General features: G+C 45.2%; 20 protein-coding genes. 6 read left to right on the forward strand and 14 right to left on the reverse strand.

The window, feature by feature from the left end:
• Positions 1 to 143: 143 nt before the first annotated feature.
• From NYE62_RS10895 to cdaS, 6 genes are all read right to left on the reverse strand, one after another.
• On the reverse strand, positions 144 to 2,060 hold the full coding sequence (locus NYE62_RS10895; protein WP_342496947.1) for a VWA domain-containing protein: 1,917 nt from the start codon (positions 2,058 to 2,060) through the stop codon (positions 144 to 146).
• A gap of 10 nt (positions 2,061 to 2,070) precedes the next feature.
• The gene (locus NYE62_RS10900; protein WP_003153758.1) at positions 2,071 to 2,961 is read right to left on the reverse strand and encodes a MoxR family ATPase; all 891 of its coding nucleotides are present in this window, start codon (positions 2,959 to 2,961) and stop codon (positions 2,071 to 2,073) included.
• Between the two features lie 77 nt (positions 2,962 to 3,038).
• Entirely contained in the window at positions 3,039 to 3,629 is a 591-nt protein-coding gene (locus NYE62_RS10905) for a superoxide dismutase family protein (protein ID WP_144664660.1), read from the reverse strand.
• A gap of 81 nt (positions 3,630 to 3,710) precedes the next feature.
• Positions 3,711 to 4,955, reverse strand: a complete 1,245-nt coding sequence (locus tag NYE62_RS10910) for a peptidoglycan endopeptidase (RefSeq protein WP_144664659.1) — start codon at positions 4,953 to 4,955, stop codon at positions 3,711 to 3,713.
• A 320-nt stretch (positions 4,956 to 5,275) separates the two neighbouring features.
• On the reverse strand, positions 5,276 to 6,487 hold the full coding sequence (locus NYE62_RS10915; RefSeq protein ID WP_053573299.1) for a macrolide family glycosyltransferase: 1,212 nt from the start codon (positions 6,485 to 6,487) through the stop codon (positions 5,276 to 5,278).
• A gap of 118 nt (positions 6,488 to 6,605) precedes the next feature.
• Positions 6,606 to 7,232 (reverse strand): sporulation-specific diadenylate cyclase CdaS, encoded by a 627-nt coding sequence (gene cdaS / locus NYE62_RS10920; protein WP_015417634.1) that lies wholly within the window; start codon positions 7,230 to 7,232, stop codon positions 6,606 to 6,608.
• 277 nt (positions 7,233 to 7,509) lie between these two features.
• Here cdaS and NYE62_RS10925 point away from each other — a divergent pair, with 277 nt between their 5' ends.
• On the forward strand, positions 7,510 to 8,871 hold the full coding sequence (locus NYE62_RS10925; protein ID WP_144664657.1) for an MATE family efflux transporter: 1,362 nt from the start codon (positions 7,510 to 7,512) through the stop codon (positions 8,869 to 8,871).
• A 13-nt stretch (positions 8,872 to 8,884) separates the two neighbouring features.
• Positions 8,885 to 9,733, forward strand: a complete 849-nt coding sequence (locus NYE62_RS10930) for an STAS domain-containing protein (protein ID WP_020955939.1) — start codon at positions 8,885 to 8,887, stop codon at positions 9,731 to 9,733.
• Positions 9,734 to 9,760: 27 nt separating this feature from the next.
• On the opposite strand, the gene bshB2 is transcribed toward NYE62_RS10930, so the two are convergent.
• From bshB2 to rarD, 4 genes are all read right to left on the reverse strand, one after another.
• Positions 9,761 to 10,426 carry a bacillithiol biosynthesis deacetylase BshB2 gene (gene bshB2 / locus NYE62_RS10935; RefSeq protein WP_007407961.1) on the reverse strand — a complete coding sequence of 222 codons (666 nt, stop codon included), beginning with the start codon at positions 10,424 to 10,426 and terminating at the stop codon, positions 9,761 to 9,763.
• 17 nt (positions 10,427 to 10,443) lie between these two features.
• On the reverse strand, positions 10,444 to 10,794 hold the full coding sequence (locus NYE62_RS10940) for a YojF family protein (protein WP_007407960.1): 351 nt from the start codon (positions 10,792 to 10,794) through the stop codon (positions 10,444 to 10,446).
• A complete protein-coding gene (locus tag NYE62_RS10945) occupies positions 10,791 to 11,069 on the reverse strand; it encodes a hypothetical protein (RefSeq protein ID WP_342496948.1) in 279 nt (92 codons plus the stop codon). The genes NYE62_RS10940 and NYE62_RS10945 overlap by 4 nt, the downstream gene beginning before the upstream one ends.
• 67 nt (positions 11,070 to 11,136) lie before the next feature.
• A complete protein-coding gene (gene rarD, locus NYE62_RS10950; protein WP_007407959.1) occupies positions 11,137 to 12,033 on the reverse strand; it encodes an EamA family transporter RarD in 897 nt (298 codons plus the stop codon).
• A 97-nt stretch (positions 12,034 to 12,130) separates the two neighbouring features.
• Between rarD and NYE62_RS10955 the strand changes: the two genes are divergently transcribed.
• The gene (locus tag NYE62_RS10955) at positions 12,131 to 12,595 is read left to right on the forward strand and encodes a hypothetical protein (RefSeq protein ID WP_039254863.1); all 465 of its coding nucleotides are present in this window, start codon (positions 12,131 to 12,133) and stop codon (positions 12,593 to 12,595) included.
• Positions 12,596 to 12,630: 35 nt separating this feature from the next.
• Here NYE62_RS10955 and NYE62_RS10960 read toward each other — a convergent pair whose 3' ends face one another.
• Positions 12,631 to 12,870, reverse strand: coding sequence for a hypothetical protein (locus NYE62_RS10960; protein ID WP_003153736.1), 240 nt, complete (start codon positions 12,868 to 12,870; stop codon positions 12,631 to 12,633).
• Between the two features lie 200 nt (positions 12,871 to 13,070).
• Between NYE62_RS10960 and NYE62_RS10965 the strand changes: the two genes are divergently transcribed.
• Both NYE62_RS10965 and NYE62_RS10970 read left to right on the forward strand, forming a co-directional pair.
• Complete coding sequence (locus NYE62_RS10965; protein WP_003153733.1) at positions 13,071 to 13,460, forward strand: tautomerase family protein; 390 nt, start codon at positions 13,071 to 13,073, stop codon at positions 13,458 to 13,460.
• Between the two features lie 52 nt (positions 13,461 to 13,512).
• Positions 13,513 to 13,881 (forward strand): hypothetical protein, encoded by a 369-nt coding sequence (locus NYE62_RS10970; RefSeq protein ID WP_144664655.1) that lies wholly within the window; start codon positions 13,513 to 13,515, stop codon positions 13,879 to 13,881.
• Between the two features lie 39 nt (positions 13,882 to 13,920).
• On the opposite strand, the gene NYE62_RS10975 is transcribed toward NYE62_RS10970, so the two are convergent.
• Entirely contained in the window at positions 13,921 to 14,262 is a 342-nt protein-coding gene (locus NYE62_RS10975) for a winged helix-turn-helix transcriptional regulator (protein WP_012117759.1), read from the reverse strand.
• A gap of 129 nt (positions 14,263 to 14,391) precedes the next feature.
• Between NYE62_RS10975 and NYE62_RS10980 the strand changes: the two genes are divergently transcribed.
• Positions 14,392 to 15,000, forward strand: a complete 609-nt coding sequence (locus NYE62_RS10980) for a nitroreductase family protein (protein ID WP_003153727.1) — start codon at positions 14,392 to 14,394, stop codon at positions 14,998 to 15,000.
• 43 nt (positions 15,001 to 15,043) lie between these two features.
• Here NYE62_RS10980 and NYE62_RS10985 read toward each other — a convergent pair whose 3' ends face one another.
• Positions 15,044 to 15,646, reverse strand: coding sequence for an alpha/beta hydrolase (locus NYE62_RS10985; protein ID WP_052827554.1), 603 nt, complete (start codon positions 15,644 to 15,646; stop codon positions 15,044 to 15,046).
• Positions 15,647 to 15,648: 2 nt separating this feature from the next.
• Positions 15,649 to 16,572, reverse strand: coding sequence for a ring-cleaving dioxygenase (locus tag NYE62_RS10990; protein WP_025284865.1), 924 nt, complete (start codon positions 16,570 to 16,572; stop codon positions 15,649 to 15,651).
• Positions 16,573 to 16,715 lie beyond the last annotated feature (143 nt).

Consider the following 16,715-nt stretch of genomic DNA (forward strand, 5'->3'; position numbering starts at 1 on the left):
AATAAAAACGCTTCCAAGGATATTTTACCACTGATTGCGTTTGGATTCTACCTTGATTGTTCACAAAATAGTAAAAAAAACAGATCAATACCGAAAAAATTAAATCATTTTAAAATAAAAAGCGAAAAAGCATAGGAAAAAGCCTATCCTATGCTTTTATGAAGCAGTTTTTTCAAGAGCGGATACAGCACATCGGGCAGCTGATCGACATCCGGAACAAAAATACTGTACTTTCCGTACATATCCTGAATGGTTTTCATCTGTGATTCCTCTATCGCAGTATTGGACAGAGAAACATTTATGACTTCTATCCCTTTTTTTCTCGCTTCGATGACAGCCTCGCTCGTATCGACGATGCCGTTTTGTTCGTATCCGAATGCTGCCGGCTCTCCGTCTGAAAACACGATTAAAAATTTTTGCGCCTCACTCCGCCGCATCAGCTGTTTCGTCATTTGTCTGATGGCGTATCCGTCTCTGTTATCTTCTTCAGGCGCAAGCTGCATGATCAGCGGACCCGCCGCCTGCAGCAGCGACTCTTCAAACGGAATGACGGTATTGAAGAAATTCGGCTGGCTCGTTTCGGTCGCTTCGTTTGTATCCTCCCAAAATCCGACGATCTGGTGCGGTACGGACACTGATTTCAAGGCTTCATGAAAAAGAACGATCCCTCTTTTTGTTTCATCCATTTTGTCGAACATGCTGGCCGAACAATCGACAAGCAATGTAAAAACGGCGTCAATGTCTGAAGACGGGTCCTGCTTTTTATAGAAAAGGCGCGGGTTCCGCTCCGTAAAATAGCGGATCAGTTTGCGATTCAGCCGGCCTGCGTGAAGGTCGGTCCGCGGGAGCGTTTTTTTGTGCTCAAGTGTTTTTTGTATCATCTGCTTCAGGCGTTTTTGATATGATTCTATCGTTTTTGCCTGTTCTTTATAAGATTGCTCCTCTTCAGGAGACGCTTTATGAGGCGTTTGATAAACCGGGAAGGCAAATTTGTTTTCTTTTCCGTCAGCCAGCCCCGCGCCCTCATGTTCATCCTGAATGGATTCAAGCGCTTCCAGTTTGGAGTAATCCTCTCTTTTCGTCTGACGTGCGGAACCTTGGACGGAGCCGAGCGCCTGGTCACCGTCATCGCCTTCTCTGGCCGCGTCTTTCCCAAGATCTGATTTCGCGCCGTGCTCAATATCAAATTGAAGGAAACTTTTTGACGGCGCTTCGGTTTCCCGGTGCCACGTATTCATTTTCTCTTCAAGGATTTCTTCATCTCCGTCGGAAGACTCAGGGAGCGTGAGATCGTCACTTAACGAAGGCGCTTTTTTTACACTTTCGAATAAAGGCTCTTCAGCCGCTTTTTCGTAATCAAGTTCCGGCAGAAAAAAGTACGTGTTCAGCATATCTTTCTCAAGCACTTCATCAAGGCCTTCCATGAGGTCTTCCGTTATTTTTGCGATTTGTTCCGTAGAATCCGCCTCATACACCCGGATGAGCTGACGTTCAATATACGGTATCATCATATCAATATGTTCATGCATGGAAGGAATGCCTTCAAGCGGAGACTCAGCCGTCAGCTTGACAAACATCGCGCAATACAAAGCGTCGGTGAAAATGCTCCGTTCTAAATTCAATGTCAGCTGCGTCGTGAAATATTTCCTGTACATCTCCCTCCGCTTCTGAAAAACACGTTTCGTTCCCGGCCGTTCTTTTTTGATCAGCTCTTCAATTCTGATATCCTCAAGCAGCATAAACAGCTGCTTGGCAAAGCTTTGGCGGGTAAAGTGCCGGTGAACGTCATTTAAAAACCCCGCAAATTCCCGAAATGAGCTGCTGCGTGTTCCGACAGCGCGCAAATAGACATCGCTTTTCAGGCCGGCTTCCATATCCCCGGCTGATCGGTCTTTCCAAAAGTGGCTCATGTAAATTTTCTTTTCAAAGGGATTGTAGTAAGACTGCACGCCGTATTCCACTTCAACTTCACTGCTTCTGGTCAGTGTTTTGGCCAGATCAGTCAGCATCATGAACAAAAACGAATCAATCGTGCTGTCATTAAATTTGATAAACTTCATTGTATATCCCTCATTCGAACAGCGTTTCTGCAATATTTCTGACAGCGGCTTTTTCCCTGTCGTCGTCAAGTTTTTCTACGATGCCTCTTTCAATCGCCCGTTTCGGCGGGATGTACGCAGCCAAGTCGCACGTATCAATGAGAGCCCTGATGGACGCCGCTTCTTCTGACACTTGTCCGTTATGCGCTTGTGCGATTAAATCAGAAGACAGCGTCATAAAACGCTCAATTAATTTCTCATCTTTTAAAACAGACTGAGAGGTCAGCACCTGTTTCAGGAGGCTTCCTTTAATATACGGAACATCAATGATGACAAAACGGTTTTTAAGGGCTTCGTTCAGCGGAACGGTGCCGACGTAGCCTTCATTAATCGCGGCGATAACACCGAATCCTTCGCTTGCCTTAATCACTTCTCCTGTAAAGGGATTTGTCATCATTTTTCTGTAATCTAGCACGCCGTTTAGAATCGGAAGGGTTTCAGGCTTTGCCATATTGATTTCGTCAATGTATAAAAAATGTCCCTCGTTCATTGCGGTTGTTACAGGTCCGGGAACGAATTCAATTGTCGCCTGTCCCTGTTCATTTTCAATCGTTTTATAGCCGACAAGCGCTTCTGCATCGAGGTCTACGGAGCAGTTGACGCTGTGCATCGGTTTATGAAAATAGTTCGAAAGCGTTTCCGCCAATTTTGTTTTCCCTGAACCCGTCGGTCCTTTTAATAAGATATTTTTTCCCATTGTCAAAGCAATGACGGCATCGAATACAATCGCTTTATCTTCGGCCTCATAGCCTGATGATCCGATTAAATCCCGGAATTCTTGGGAAACGGGATGATTTTGATAAGCCTGCAGTTTGTTTTGTATATCTTCCGGAAGTGATAGGTGCTGTAATTCTGAAGTCATAGGTGATGTTTCCTTTCCATTTGTATTCCATAACCGAGTATACTAAAAAAGCCCTTGTATACTCAATACAAAAGGGCTCATTCCCTGCGGGCGCTTTTTGTCAGGGGAGCGCAGGCGATTCTGGCTCCGGAATTTCCGCTCGGGTTTGTCAAATAATCGTCCGTATATTCATGAATGACGAACGCGCTTCCGTCCCGATCGAGCAGGCTGAGTCTGCTCCCTTCTTTTAATGAAGTTTGCGGCGCGTTCATAATGACATCCACTTTACCGTCAGCCCCCACTTCAAGATTGGGGAGATCCCCGGCGTGATGACCCATCGGATTGTTGAAGCCGTGTTCTTTGTTCAAAGGGTTGAACGGACCGCCGGCTGATTCGAAATCAGGTGCCTGACATGTCCCTTTTTCATAAATATGAAATCCGAGAGAAGTGCCGGGCGGCAGATGCCCCGCTGATATATGAATGTCTGACCCTTCATCATCAGATTCCCTCACTTCGATATATCCGATCGTTTTTCCGTTTTGATTAATGAGTCCGGCATGCTCACGGTATGCAGATGCTTCCAATGCGCGGCTTTCCCCATGTTTTTTGGGCGGAACAGGAGCGGGTCTCCCCCCGCAGCCGCAAAGCGTAATTGATGCGAGCATGAGAAAAAGCAAGAGACGATTCATGCTTCCTCCCCCTTATTTTTTACCCATCAGTCTTGTCAAAACGTAAAAATGGTAAACAAAAAAAGCCCCGAAAGGCTTTTTTTAAAAATAACTGCGCGCTCCTAAATAAGCTTTTTTCCAATACGGATTGCTTAAGTTTGAAACTTCAACCCCGGAGGAGCTTGCGTGAATAAAATCTCCTCCGCCTAAATACATTCCCATATGAGAAGGGCCCGCTTTATATGTCGTAAAGAAGACAAAGTCGCCTGCTGACGGCTGGCTGATATGTTTCATCGTATTCCAATATCCGGCCGTGCTCAGACGGGAAACAGAGCTTACCTTATTTAAAAGGTAATAGATGTAACCGCTGCAATCGAAGCCCGCAGGCGTATTGCCTCCCCAGCGGTAAGGCACGCCGACATGTTTTTTCGCCTCGCCTATCATTCTGTCAATCTTTGACCCTGTCACCGGAGGTTCAGGAGTATTCGGCTTGTTTGGTTTTGCCGGTTTGTTATCCGGCTGCCGCACAGGATCTTCTGTTTTTCCCGTTCCGTTAATCACCAGAACTTGTCCGATTTGAAGCACATCAGTTGTCAATTTATTTTTTTCTCTGATGAGCTGAGCGGTGATGCCGAACCGATTAGCAATTTTCCAGAGGGAATCGCCTGCTTTTACTTTGTAAGTGGATGGCTTCTCAGAAGGGTTTGAATGAGATGGCGGTGTTGTGCCGCTGTTTCCGTTATGTGAAGAACCTTTGATCTTTAACACTTGATTCGGATACAGCATGTCTGATGTTAATTGATTCAGCTTTTTCAGCTCGGCGATGGTGATCCCGGTTTGATTGGCGATTTTCCACAGCGAGTCACCCGGCTTCACAGTGTAAGTCCCTGATGCGCCTTTATCAGGCTTTGTCTGTCTGCCGCCTCCGTCGTCCGTGCCGCCGGCAGACCCTTTAATTTTCAGTTTCTGGCCGGGATAGATGACATCTGAACTCAAACGGTTCAGGCTTCTCAGCTCAGAAACGCTCATTTTGTATTTTTTTGCGATCACCCATAACGAGTCTCCGTATGTAACTGTGTAGGCACCCGTGCTTCGTTTTCCCTTTTGCCCCGTTTTATGTGTGCCGCTGCCGTCGGGAATGTGCAGCCGCTGTCCTGGGTGGAGTATCGTTGATTTCAGTTTATTTTCCGCCTGCAGGGCTGAAATACTTGTATGATATTGCCGGGAAAGCTTCCAAAGAGAGTCGCCGCTTTTTACTTGAATGGTTTTTGCTTCAGCGGGATGCACGGCGAAGGTTGAAGTCATTACTGCAGATACAGCCAGTCCGGCTGCGATTTTTTTTTTCATATAACGAAAAACCTCCTATTTATCATTGCTGAAAGGGACGTTCCTTTTCTTTGGACGCCGCCTGTTATGCAGGATTCATTCAGAAGTCGACATTAATTCCGATTCATTTGGCCTTAGATCATCACCAATGCCACACATTTTACATAAATTGAGAACATTTCACAAAAGACTTTGGAATCATTTTCATAACATGGCTTTTTTCCGCGACATTCCACCTTTCTTGTCTGTTTTTCATACAATTCTCTTTACGGCGTGAAAAATCCTCCCGAAAAACAATCAAAAAAAGCCCGCTTCCTTTAAAGGAAGCGGGTGACGGCTGATTACAGAACCCGGGTCTCGGCAGTTTTCACGTCTTCTGCTATCAATTCCGCTGCACGCTGTGCTCCGCCGGCCGCTTTCAGGGATTCTCCGATTTCAGAAGCTTTTGTCTGATATTCAGGATTTTCGCTCAATTCTTTTATTGCTTCAGTGAGCAGTTCCGCTGTTACATCTTCTTTTTTAAACATTTTGCCCGCGCCCGTGTTTTCCACTTGGCTTCCGACGGCGAACTGATCTGCGCCCATCGGAATGACGATCATCGGGGTTTTGTAGTAAAGCCCTTCGCTCGTACTGTTCATTCCGCCGTGAGTGATAAATAAGTCCGCTCTCTTCAGGATCTCAAGCTGCGGAACATAAGGCTTTACAATGACATTCTCAGGAATTTCATCAAGCTCCGCAGGATCAAGATGTTTGCCGATTGACATGACGGCTTTTCCGTTAAAGTTTCTGACCGCTTTTAAGCATTTATTAAACAATTCCTTCTGATTGTTAAAAATCGTGCCCATGGAAATAAACAGGACTTTTTCTCCTGCAAGCTGTTCAAACGGGAAATCTTGAGCCGCCGCCCTTTCGGTTATGGACGGACCGACAAAGAGATAGGAATCGCCAAACTCTTCTTCTTTCGGCTGAAACGCTCTTGAAGTAAATACGATGGTTTTTCTGCCGTCATTTGAGAAAATATCATACGGCGTTTTAATGTCTGCGCTGAATTCTTCATTGAGCCGGCTGACCGCTTCGGTATAAGCCGGATAATGAGATGATTCCTCTGATACAAGGTTTGTATTTGAAAACACTTCTTTAATAAATGCTTCATTCATTGCAAATGTCGTACAAAGTGAATATGCCGGCAGTTTCAGCTGGTTTCTCACGAGCCTTCCTGCCAGAAAATGATGATCATACAGGATGTAGTCGTAGGATTCATCTTTTACTTCCTCAAGAATACGGAGTGCGGCTTTTTTGGAAGTCTCAATCATTAATAGCAAAAACTCGGTAGCGTCCCGCTGTTCATCACCCGTTGCGTTTTTTCCGAATTCATCTTTACGGAAATCTTCATATTCACGGAATTCCGCTCCGCTTGACGCGATTTTGTTCTCATATTCCTTCACGCCGTAATATACGACATGTTCCCCTTTTGCCTTCAGTTCTTTTACGACGCCTAAAGACGGATTGATATGGCCTTCTCCCGGAAAGCCGATCATCAATACATTTGCCATCTTTCCACTCCCTATTCTTTTAAATTTTATGTATATTTAAACGATAACATCAATACAGAAAAAGGTAAAGATGTTCACCTTATTAATATTAAATGGGTACAATATTCCCATTTTCTTATTATTTCGTATGAAGCGCCCGCGGCGAAACAAGCGGATACAGTCCGCCGTCTTTAGCAAAGGACATTTTTCCCGTTTCTTCTGAAACAACGAGCACGAGTGCATCAGTCACGGCCGAAAGTCCCATCGCGGCCCTGTGGCGCGTCCCGTATTTGAGATCGACATGTTTTGTTGTGAGCGGGAGCACATTGGCTGCTGATACAACCCGGTTTTCTCTGACCAATACGGCTCCGTCATGAAGCGGATTGCCGGGATAAAAAATACTCTCAATTAAAGCTGCACTGATCTCGGCATGCAGGCTGGTCCCTTTTTGTATCATTCCGTCCAGCGGATCTGCACGTTCAATCACAATCAGCGCTCCGTGTTTTTCTTCCGCCAGATGCTGCACGGCCCTCGCCAGCTCTGTATAGGAAGGCGTAAAGTGTTCGATATATGACTGCAGGTAAAACGACGAAGCGACAGCCTGCATTTCCTGAAACGTATGTCCCAGTTCATCTAATTCGCAAAGAAGGCATTGGTCTTTTTCATTCAATGTCCGCAGTATCATTCCGGCATCCTCCGTAATTTGTTTCAAATACGTTTGAACGGCAGCGGTAAACGCGCTTTCCGTCATTTGAGTGTGGCGCATGTCACATCAGCTCCTTTCCCTTATTTTCTGCATCGTGCGCATGGATATGCGCCGCTGTGTGCACCATAATCATGAAAGGAGGCGCACATCATATGGAATTCGCACGGCTGATGCAATATATCTGCACCTTTTTAGGGGTCATTTCACTTTCATTCATTTATGCCAAGATGTTTAAAAAGCCGAAACCGGACAAAAAAGAGTAGGCCGGCTTTCATTGCTTTTTATACATAAAATGTTATAATTTCTCTCGTTAAAATAAAGAAACGGGGAACCTAACTTGAGAGAAACGAACACGATCGGCCAAAAGGTCAGACAGCTGTTACATATCTTCATTCCGATTTTAATCACACAGGCGGGCCTTTCCCTGATCACCTTTTTGGATACGGTGATGTCAGGGAAAGTGAGCGCTGCCGATTTAGCCGGGGTTGCAATCGGTTCAAGCCTGTGGACGCCGGTTTATACGGGCCTGGCAGGAATATTAATGGCCGTTACGCCCGTTGTTTCGCAGCTGTTTGGAGCCGGCAGACAAAAGGAAGTGCCGTTTTCCGTCATCCAGGCCGTTTATGTAGCGGCCGTTCTCAGTGCGGCGGTTATCCTGATCGGCTTTTTCACCGTTGATATGATCTTGGGACATTTGGGCCTGGAACCTCGTGTCCGGACGATCGCCAAACACTTTTTAGGATTTTTATCCCTCGGTATTTTTCCTTTGTTTGTGTACACCGTTTTGCGCTCGTTTATTGATGCACTCGGCAAAACGCGAGTCACTATGCTTATTACGCTTTGCTCATTGCCTATTAATTTTGCTTTAAATTATGTATTTATTTTCGGGAAATTCAACATGCCGGCATTGGGAGGAGTCGGGGCGGGGCTCGCTTCCGCCCTGACTTACTGGTGTATTTGCGCCATCAGCTTTTTTATCGTCTGCAGATTTGAGCCGTTTGCCGGGTACTCTGTATTTCGGAAACTGTACCGTTTTTCTCCGACTGAATGCAGGAAGCTTTTGAAAATCGGATTGCCTATCGGTTTTGCGGTATTTTTTGAAACGAGCATTTTTGCGGCTGTCACACTGCTTATGAGCCATTTTCAGACGGTGACGATTGCAGCCCACCAAGCGGCAATGAATTTTGCTTCCCTCTTGTATATGCTGCCGCTCAGCGTATCCATGGCCATGACCATTTTGGTCGGCTTTGAAGCAGGCGCAAAGCGCTACAGGGATGCCCGCTCATACAGCTATATCGGGATCGTGATGGCGCTTAGTTTTTCTTTATGCACGGCGGCTTTCATTTTGCTGTTCAGACCGCAAATCGCCGGAATGTATACATCAGATCCGGCGGTGCTCATGTTGACGCAGCACTTTTTAATCTATGCGCTGTTTTTCCAGCTTTCTGATGCCGTAGCAGCTCCGATACAAGGCGCTCTGAGAGGATATAAGGATGTCAATTATACACTCGGCGCGGCTTTTGTGTCGTATTGGATTATCGGGCTTCCGGTCGGTTACGCAGTCGGCACTTATACGGGCCTCGGGGCATACGGCTACTGGATCGGTTTAATTGCGGGACTTGCCGCAGGAGCTGTCGGTTTATTCTTCAGACTGATGAAGCTGCAAAAGCGTTATGTGAAAAAAATGACGATTTTATAAAGGAGGAGCAGCAATGCCAAAACATAAACTGCTGTACGATTATTTAACTGAACGGGCGGAGGACATCAGTCAGACATGGTTTGATACGCTTCATGAAACGGATCCTGATTCTGTTTATGCTTCTACTGACCCGGCTGTACTCACAAATCTGAAAAAACAAAATCTGGCGTTTAATTATCAACTCAATCGGATTTTTTCTGAAGAGAAGGAAGTATATACAGCGGCATTGGAAAAGTGGGCGTTTGAAGCCGCACGGGATAAAGAACATTTAAAAACTCCCATCCATTATATTATTCGCGAGTTTATCAGAGTTCGTGATTTGTATGTCGGCCATGTCAAGCAGTTTACCAGACTTCATGCCGACACCGTGACAGAAGAAGATGCCGAAGATATATTCCATACGCTGATTAAATCTTTTGATGTGGTCATTCATATTTTCATAGAAGAAATGTATAAAAACACAAACATTCAGCTTGAAGCGCAAAAAGAATTGATCACCGAGCTGAGCTCGCCGGTAATTGTGCTTTTTGACAATGTCGGACTGCTGCCGCTGATCGGGGATATTGACACGGCAAGAGCCAAAATGATTTTGGAGAATACGCTGCACCAGTGTTCAGAGAAGCGCATCACGCAGCTGTACATTGATTTATCGGGCGTAGCCATGATTGATACGATGGTTGCCCAACAGCTTTTCACCTTAATTGAATCACTCGGAATGCTCGGCGTGAAAGCGACATTATCCGGAATCCGTCCTGAAATCGCCCAAACCGCAGTGCAGCTGGGACTGAGTTTTTCAAATTTATCAATAAGGTCTTCGCTTGCAGAAGCGATCGCTTCCGATCTGACACAAAAAAAGGGATAAGGCATTTCAGCCTTATCCCTTTTTTTATCAGTCTTTCCACGGATATGTCCAATACACTTCTTCTTCAAACCATGTCTGAAGAACCGGCTCGTTATTTTTTATTTTTTCTTCCAGCTCTCTCAGCATGCCTTCCGTTTGGGTGCGGTGCGCTTTTAAGGCATTCATTTTAATATCGGCAACCTCTTTAATATCAAGAATAACATCAGGCTTGCCGACGGCTTCCTCCCTGTTGCGGGTGATTGCCATGCAAAGCGTGCGCGGGCGGTCCTCTTTTTTCTTTCTGTAAAGCGCTCTGATAACCGCTTCGCCGCATGCATCATGATCCGGATGGACGCCGTGCTCCGGATAGAATGTGACAATCAGACTCGGTTTTACATCGTCGATAATCTCTTCCATCATATCAGCGAGCCACTCGTCATCTTCAAATTCAAGTGTTTTATCACGAAGCCCGAGCATTCTCAGGTCAGTAACGTCCATTGCTTTGCATGCGTCGATCAGCTCTTGTTTTCTTAACAGTGGCAGTGTTTCACGGTTCGCGAAAAAAGGATCTCCCATGTTCCGGCCCATTTCGCCAAGCGTTGCGCATGCATACGTAACGGGAATATCTTTTTGTCTGTGTAAAGCAATCAGCCCTGCCACTCCGTATGATTCATCATCAGGGTGAGGCAGGATGACGAGTACATGTTCTTTCATGATTTTCACCCTTTTCTTTAAACTGTAAACGGCTTTTCGCTGATTTGAAGCGAAATCGCCAATTTTCCGCCCGGCAGATGCCCTGCCATTAACAAGCGGTTTTCGTCATCTACTGTATATTCAGTCAGACCTTCTGCGTAAATCCAGCCTTCTTCCGTTTTCAAACCGACGCGGTACGGGCCGTTTCCTTTGATTTTCGCCTGATGGTACGTCACTTTTGCATTGCGTATATAGGCTACAACCGTCATGTTTTTCTCATTCAGATGCGCTGAATAAGAACCGGTCGTTGTTTCCAAATGGATATATACAGGACGATCGGCATATCGCTCTAAAGAAGTTTGCACATCTTCTTTTATGATCGCTTTCATAGCTGCTCCCCTCTTTCTTCTTTTAAAAATTGCAAACGCTTCGTATGTAGTTCAACCAATTCATATTTCTCAATCGGCCGCAGCCGGGAATCTACAATTCGCTGCACCGCCAGAGCAAACTTATCCTCGGGTGACTTCCGGAGCCTCGGATGTGTTCTTTGATCAAGCAGTTCAAGATCAATTGCCTTCTCCGCTTCTTCAAGAGTTGAAGCCGGGAGAGTGCGGTTATTCCACAGTGCCTGATAGGCTTTTGCTATGTCTTTATCAGTGCCCATTGTACAGCTCCTTTACATACTCGTAATGATTATACATAATTTAAGCTATCGCTGGAAAGCGAAAGGCTTAGCGGCTTTTTATCGGCCGCTTCCATTTTATCTGTGAAAAGGTAAACAAAAGCAATGCTGCCCATATACAAATGAAGGTAAACGCTTTTTGCCCGGAAAACGGTTCATGATACACAAATACGCCGAGCATAAGGGTAATGGTCGGCGCTATATATTGCAAAATGCCGACTTGATACAGCGGCAGACGCTTTGCCCCCTCTGCAAACAGCAACAGCGGCAGGGCCGTAAATACGCCTGCGAAAAATAGGAGCGCCCATGTTCCTGCCCCCAAGGACCCGGAAGTGCTCCCGTCAGCTGTATATCCTAAATAAATAAGTGCAGCCGGGGTAATCAAAAGCGTCTCCAGCGTCAGTCCGATCGTGCTGGACATGCGGGTTCTTTTTTTACATAAGCCGTACAGGCCGAAGCTGAATGCAAGCAGCAATGCGATATAAGGAACCGCGCCATATTGAAACGCAGATATGATCACGGCCGCCCCGGCAATAGAAACGGCTGCTGTTTGCATCTTGTTAAGCTTTTCTTTTAAGAATAGGATGCCCAAAAGAACGGAAACGAGCGGATTAATGTAGTACCCGAGACTTGCTTCAAGCAAAAAGCCGTGATTGACGGCCCATATGTACACAAACCAATTAACGGAAATTAAAACGGAAGCGAAAAAAAGCGCCAGCAGGCCCCCTTCCGATTTCAAAAGACGCAATTCACGCCATCCGGTTTTCCACTTCTTAAGCACAGTTAAAAGCACACACATGAAAACAAATGACCATAAAATCCGGTGAGCTAAAATGTCCAATGCGGGTATTTGTTCAAGAAGTTTCCAATAGACCGGAAACAGCCCCCACATGACGAAAGAACAAGCGGTATAAATGATTCCTTTTCTTGCGTTATTCCCTTGCACGGCCTTCCCCTTCCTTTCTGTAAACAGATTATATTATATCACGGGAAGCTTCCGGCGGGCATATACTATGTTGTCCGTTAAGAAAGGGTGAGATGCCGTGTTTGATTGGAACAGATATTTTCCCTTCCAAAATCAGTTCTCTAAAGAAACGTTTAAAAATGCTGATCCGAAAGATGTCGAGACATATGTCAACCGAGTGATGGAAAGCGTATTCGGCGCCGGTTATGCCGGACAGTTCCCTTTTCGCGACCCAATGTCCAAAAAGGCCGAGCCGGTCGAAGCGGAACCGCCCAAGCCGGAAATTGACCTTTTTGAAACATCCGATCATGTTTTTGCGAAAATTCCCGCCGAACAAGAGGAACTCGACCGTATCAGGATTAAGCATACGTCACACAGCCTCGTTGTAGAGAACAGCAGTCTGGGAGAAGGAAAAAAAGAAATCGTCCTTCCGAGCCTCGTCAAACGGAAAGGAACAAAAGCAGTCTATAAAGACGGGATGATTGAAGTTATGTTTTCAAAACAGGAAGACTACAATCTATCGGAAGTGGAGATTTTAAGATAAAAAAAACGGCCCGCGCGATGCAGGCCGTTTTTTCTTTAATAAAATGGCGGATAACCGCCGGCACCCGGCCCAAAACCGCCGTATGGGACGCCTCCGTATCCGTAACCGGCGAACCCGTACGGATAGCGGGGTCTTGTGAAACCTGTGGCAATCACGCCTCCGAGAAGACCGCCTAAAAATCCGCCGAATAAAGGAGCGCCGAACAAAAAAGGACTTCTCGCCGGAAATCCGGCAGGACCGAAATTCCCGCGATACAATGCATGACGAGGGTACATGTTTTTCCTCCTTTATGTCTGCCTATTCTTAAGCGTATTCATAAAATGAGGAAATTGATTGGGCGATTGTAACAACATGTGCCTCTCTCTGATATTGCATTAATGCATAAACATTTTGGTTATAATTTGATTACATTTTGATTAAATGTTATACTTTTTTACAAGTTTCGACATTATAAAACCATCAGGGGGAATAAAATATGCCATTACTTCGTTTTGACGTTATTGAAGGCCGGGATGACGCAGCATTAAAAAAATTACTGGATACCGCCCATTACGCCATGGTTAAAGCTTTTGACGTCCCTGTAACGGACCGTTATCAGATCGTTCACCAGCATCGGCCTCATGAGCTTATCATTGAAGATACCGGGCTCGGTTTCAAAAGAAGCAAAGATCTTGTCATCATCAGCATTGTCAGCAAAGCGCGCACCGAACATCAAAAAGAAACGTTATATCAACTGATGGCTGATCAGCTTAAAACAGAATGCGGCATATCACCCGAGGACGTCATGATTTCCATTACAGAAAACGGGAATGCCGATTGGAGCTTCGGGCTTGGTGAGGCTCAGTTTTTAACCGGGAAACTGTAAAAGGCCTCCCCGCTTGTTCTGAATGATTGCAAACTGAATAAAAGAGGGATGTATGTTGGTTAGTGAGTTGTATCCTTGTTTAATATGCGGATTTAAAGGATTAGAGACAAGTCCCGTTTATAACGGCGAATATCAAAAAACATTTGATATTTGCCCCTGCTGCGGGTTTGAATTCGGCTACAGCGAGGACCATGACGTAAGCTTAGGGTTTATTGTAACGCCTGATCATTTAATTGAAGCGGCATTTCAGTTATACCGGAAACAGTGGATTGAAGGAGGAATGAAACTATTTTCTCCAAATGATGTCCCGGCGGAATATAAAAATGATCATTTCCTTACATTCGATGCTTTATTAAAGCAATTAAAAGGCTTGAACCTCAATCTGAACAATTTTGATATTAATGGTTTTTATGACGAGTAAACATGATCATTAAGAAAAGGCTGCCTTGGGCAGCCTTTGTTATTCATCACATGTGTCGTTGGCAGATCCCCCGGGCTCGCAAAAACTGTCTGCCCATTTTTGCATTTCCTGAAAAACGGCTTGCAGGGCCAAGCCTTTATCAGTCAGTTTATAAATGACTTTGACAGGTGTTTCAGGCAGCACCTGACGCTCGACGATTTCATTTTGTTCCAGCTCTTTGAGCCGCTCCGCGAGCATTTTTTGGCTGATTGTCGGTATCGTTTCGGTCATATCTTTAAATCGTTTCGGCCCGTCCATCAGTACATGGATAATGAGGCCGTTCCAGCGCTTTCCCAAAAGAGAAAAAGCGGATTCCATTTTAGGACACATTGTATATCCCACGTGAGTTCATCCCTTCATCTATGAATTGACAAGTTTTTTGTGATCCATTAAAATTAGTTTTCGAGTTACATTTAGTAAGCTTCTAACTTTTCTATTATGATAACACGTTTATCCGAAGGAGGAAACATGATGACATCCGTATTAGACGTTTTAAAAGAACGCGCATCTGTTAAAGAATACGATAAAGACGCGGTCATTACAAAAGAGGAATTAACAGAACTCCTTGAAATCACAACGCAAGCGCCTTCCGCCTGGAACCTTCAGCATTGGCATTTTCAAGTCTTTCACAGTGATGAAGCAAAAGCTGCCCTGCTTCCGGTTGCTTTTAATCAAAAACAGATTATTGATTCATCAGCAGTTATTGCCGTATTAGGCGATTTAAAAGCAAATGAAAATGGTGAAGACGTTTATGCTGAACTGGCTGAGCAAGGCAATATCACAGAAGAGATTAAACAAACGCTTTTAGGCCAGATTAACGGTGCATACCAAAATGATCAGTTTGCCCGTGATTCAGCATTTTTAAACGCTTCTTTAGCAGCGATGCAGCTGATGCTAGCCGCTAAAGCAAAAGGCTACGACACTTGCGCGATCGGCGGATTCAATAAAGAGCAATTCGTTAAGGAATTCGACGTGAGCGAGCGTTTCGTGCCCGTCATGCTGATTTCAATCGGTAAAGCCGTTAAGCCGGCGCATAAAAGCAACCGGCTGCCTGTATCTAAAGTGTCAACTTGGCTGTAAGATGAAAAAAACCCTTAGTCCGCTTAAGCAGACTAAGGGTTTTTTATAGGAATCGCTCACTGTACCAGGTTCGTGCCTGCTCTGCTTCCTGCTGTGTGAGCTGATGACCGCCCTCCTGCCAAACAAGAGAAACGGATGCATGGGCATCTGTCAGATACTGATAAAGCTCCTCCGATTCTTCTTTTGTACATAGAGGATCGCGTTTTCCTGCACCGATAAACACAGGCAGCCCTTCCATATCAGGCAGCTTCACTCCGCGTATCGGCACCATCGGATGATGCAGAACCGCTCCTTTCAGTACATCTTTATAATGAAACAAAAGACTTGCTGCAATATTGGCGCCGTTTGAATAGCCGGCAGCAATCACGTTTTCTCTGCTGAATCCGTACATTTGCGCCGCTTCATCAATAAAATTCTTTAATTCTTCCGTCCGTTCAATTAAATCTTTCTCGTCAAATACGCCTTCTTTCAGCCGCTTAAAAAAACGGGGCATGCCGTTTTCCGACACTGATCCTCTGACCCCGAGCAGACTTGCGTTCGGATCGATAAAACGTCCGAGCGACAGAAGATCATGTTCATTTCCTCCCGTTCCGTGCAAAAGCAGCAGAACATTTTCTGACGTTCCCTGTTCAAACACATGTTTCATCATCATTCTCCTTTCTCCATTTTGGGCAGAACAGCTGTAATCTGGCTGCGATGCTCTTCCAGCCATTCCGGAAGCTTCAGCTCTGTTCCGAGATTTTCAAAGGATTCATCCGTCATAAACCCCGGTTCATCGGTTGCCATTTCAAATAAAATGCCGCCGCTTTCCCTGAAATAGATTGATGTAAAGTAAGACCTGTCAAGAATGTCAGATGAAGCAAGATGAGAATCAGCAAGAATATCCTTCCATTCCGCCTGCTCTTTTTCGCTAGTGCGGAAAGCGACATGATGAACCGTCCCGTAACCGCCGATACCTGCTTCTTTCGGCGCGAGATCAACATCTATAATATGTCCGATCCGCGCCTCCGATTGCAGCCTGACAATCTGATGTTCTTCTCCTGTCTTTGAATAACCGAAGCGTTCTATGAGAAATTGAATGGTTGCTTCAGGACGGTACGAGTACAGAAGAACACCTCTCATGCCTGTGATCGCTTCTTTTTCAGTAATGCCCGCAGGAGTCCATTCACTCTGTCCGCTTCTTTCATCTTCCATTATGGCAAGCGGCAGGTCTTCTGTATCATTAAAGAGAAGCACTTGTTCAGACAGCATGATCTGTTCTTTTACAGACAAGCCGTTTTCTTCAAGCCGGCGCTTCCAAAACGCGAGTGCTCCTTTCGGCACGGAGAAATAAATTCTTCCGGCCTGCCCTTTTCCCACGGTTCCCGGGCGGCTTCCCTGAAAAGGAAAAAATGTAATGATCGTACCCGGCTCTCCGTTTTGGTTGCCGAAATAAAAGTGATAAGTGGCCGGGTCGTCAAAATTAACGGTTTTTTTAACGAGCCGCAAACCCAGCACTTCAGTATAAAACCGAAGATTTTCAGCAGGATCTTTTGCAAATGCGGTAACATGGTGCAATCCTTGTGTATTCAATGCATTCACTCCTAAATATCTCGATTTCGAGATATTAACTATTCTAATTTAATATGAATGAAGATGCAACTAAAGTGTTTCAGTTAAAAAAGTAATAGAATTCTTTTTTTTCTGAAAAATATCTTGTGATCTTATCTGACACC

The sequence above is a fragment of the Bacillus sp. FSL K6-2861 genome (assembly GCF_038630725.1).
Lineage (GTDB): Bacteria > Bacillota > Bacilli > Bacillales > Bacillaceae > Bacillus > Bacillus velezensis.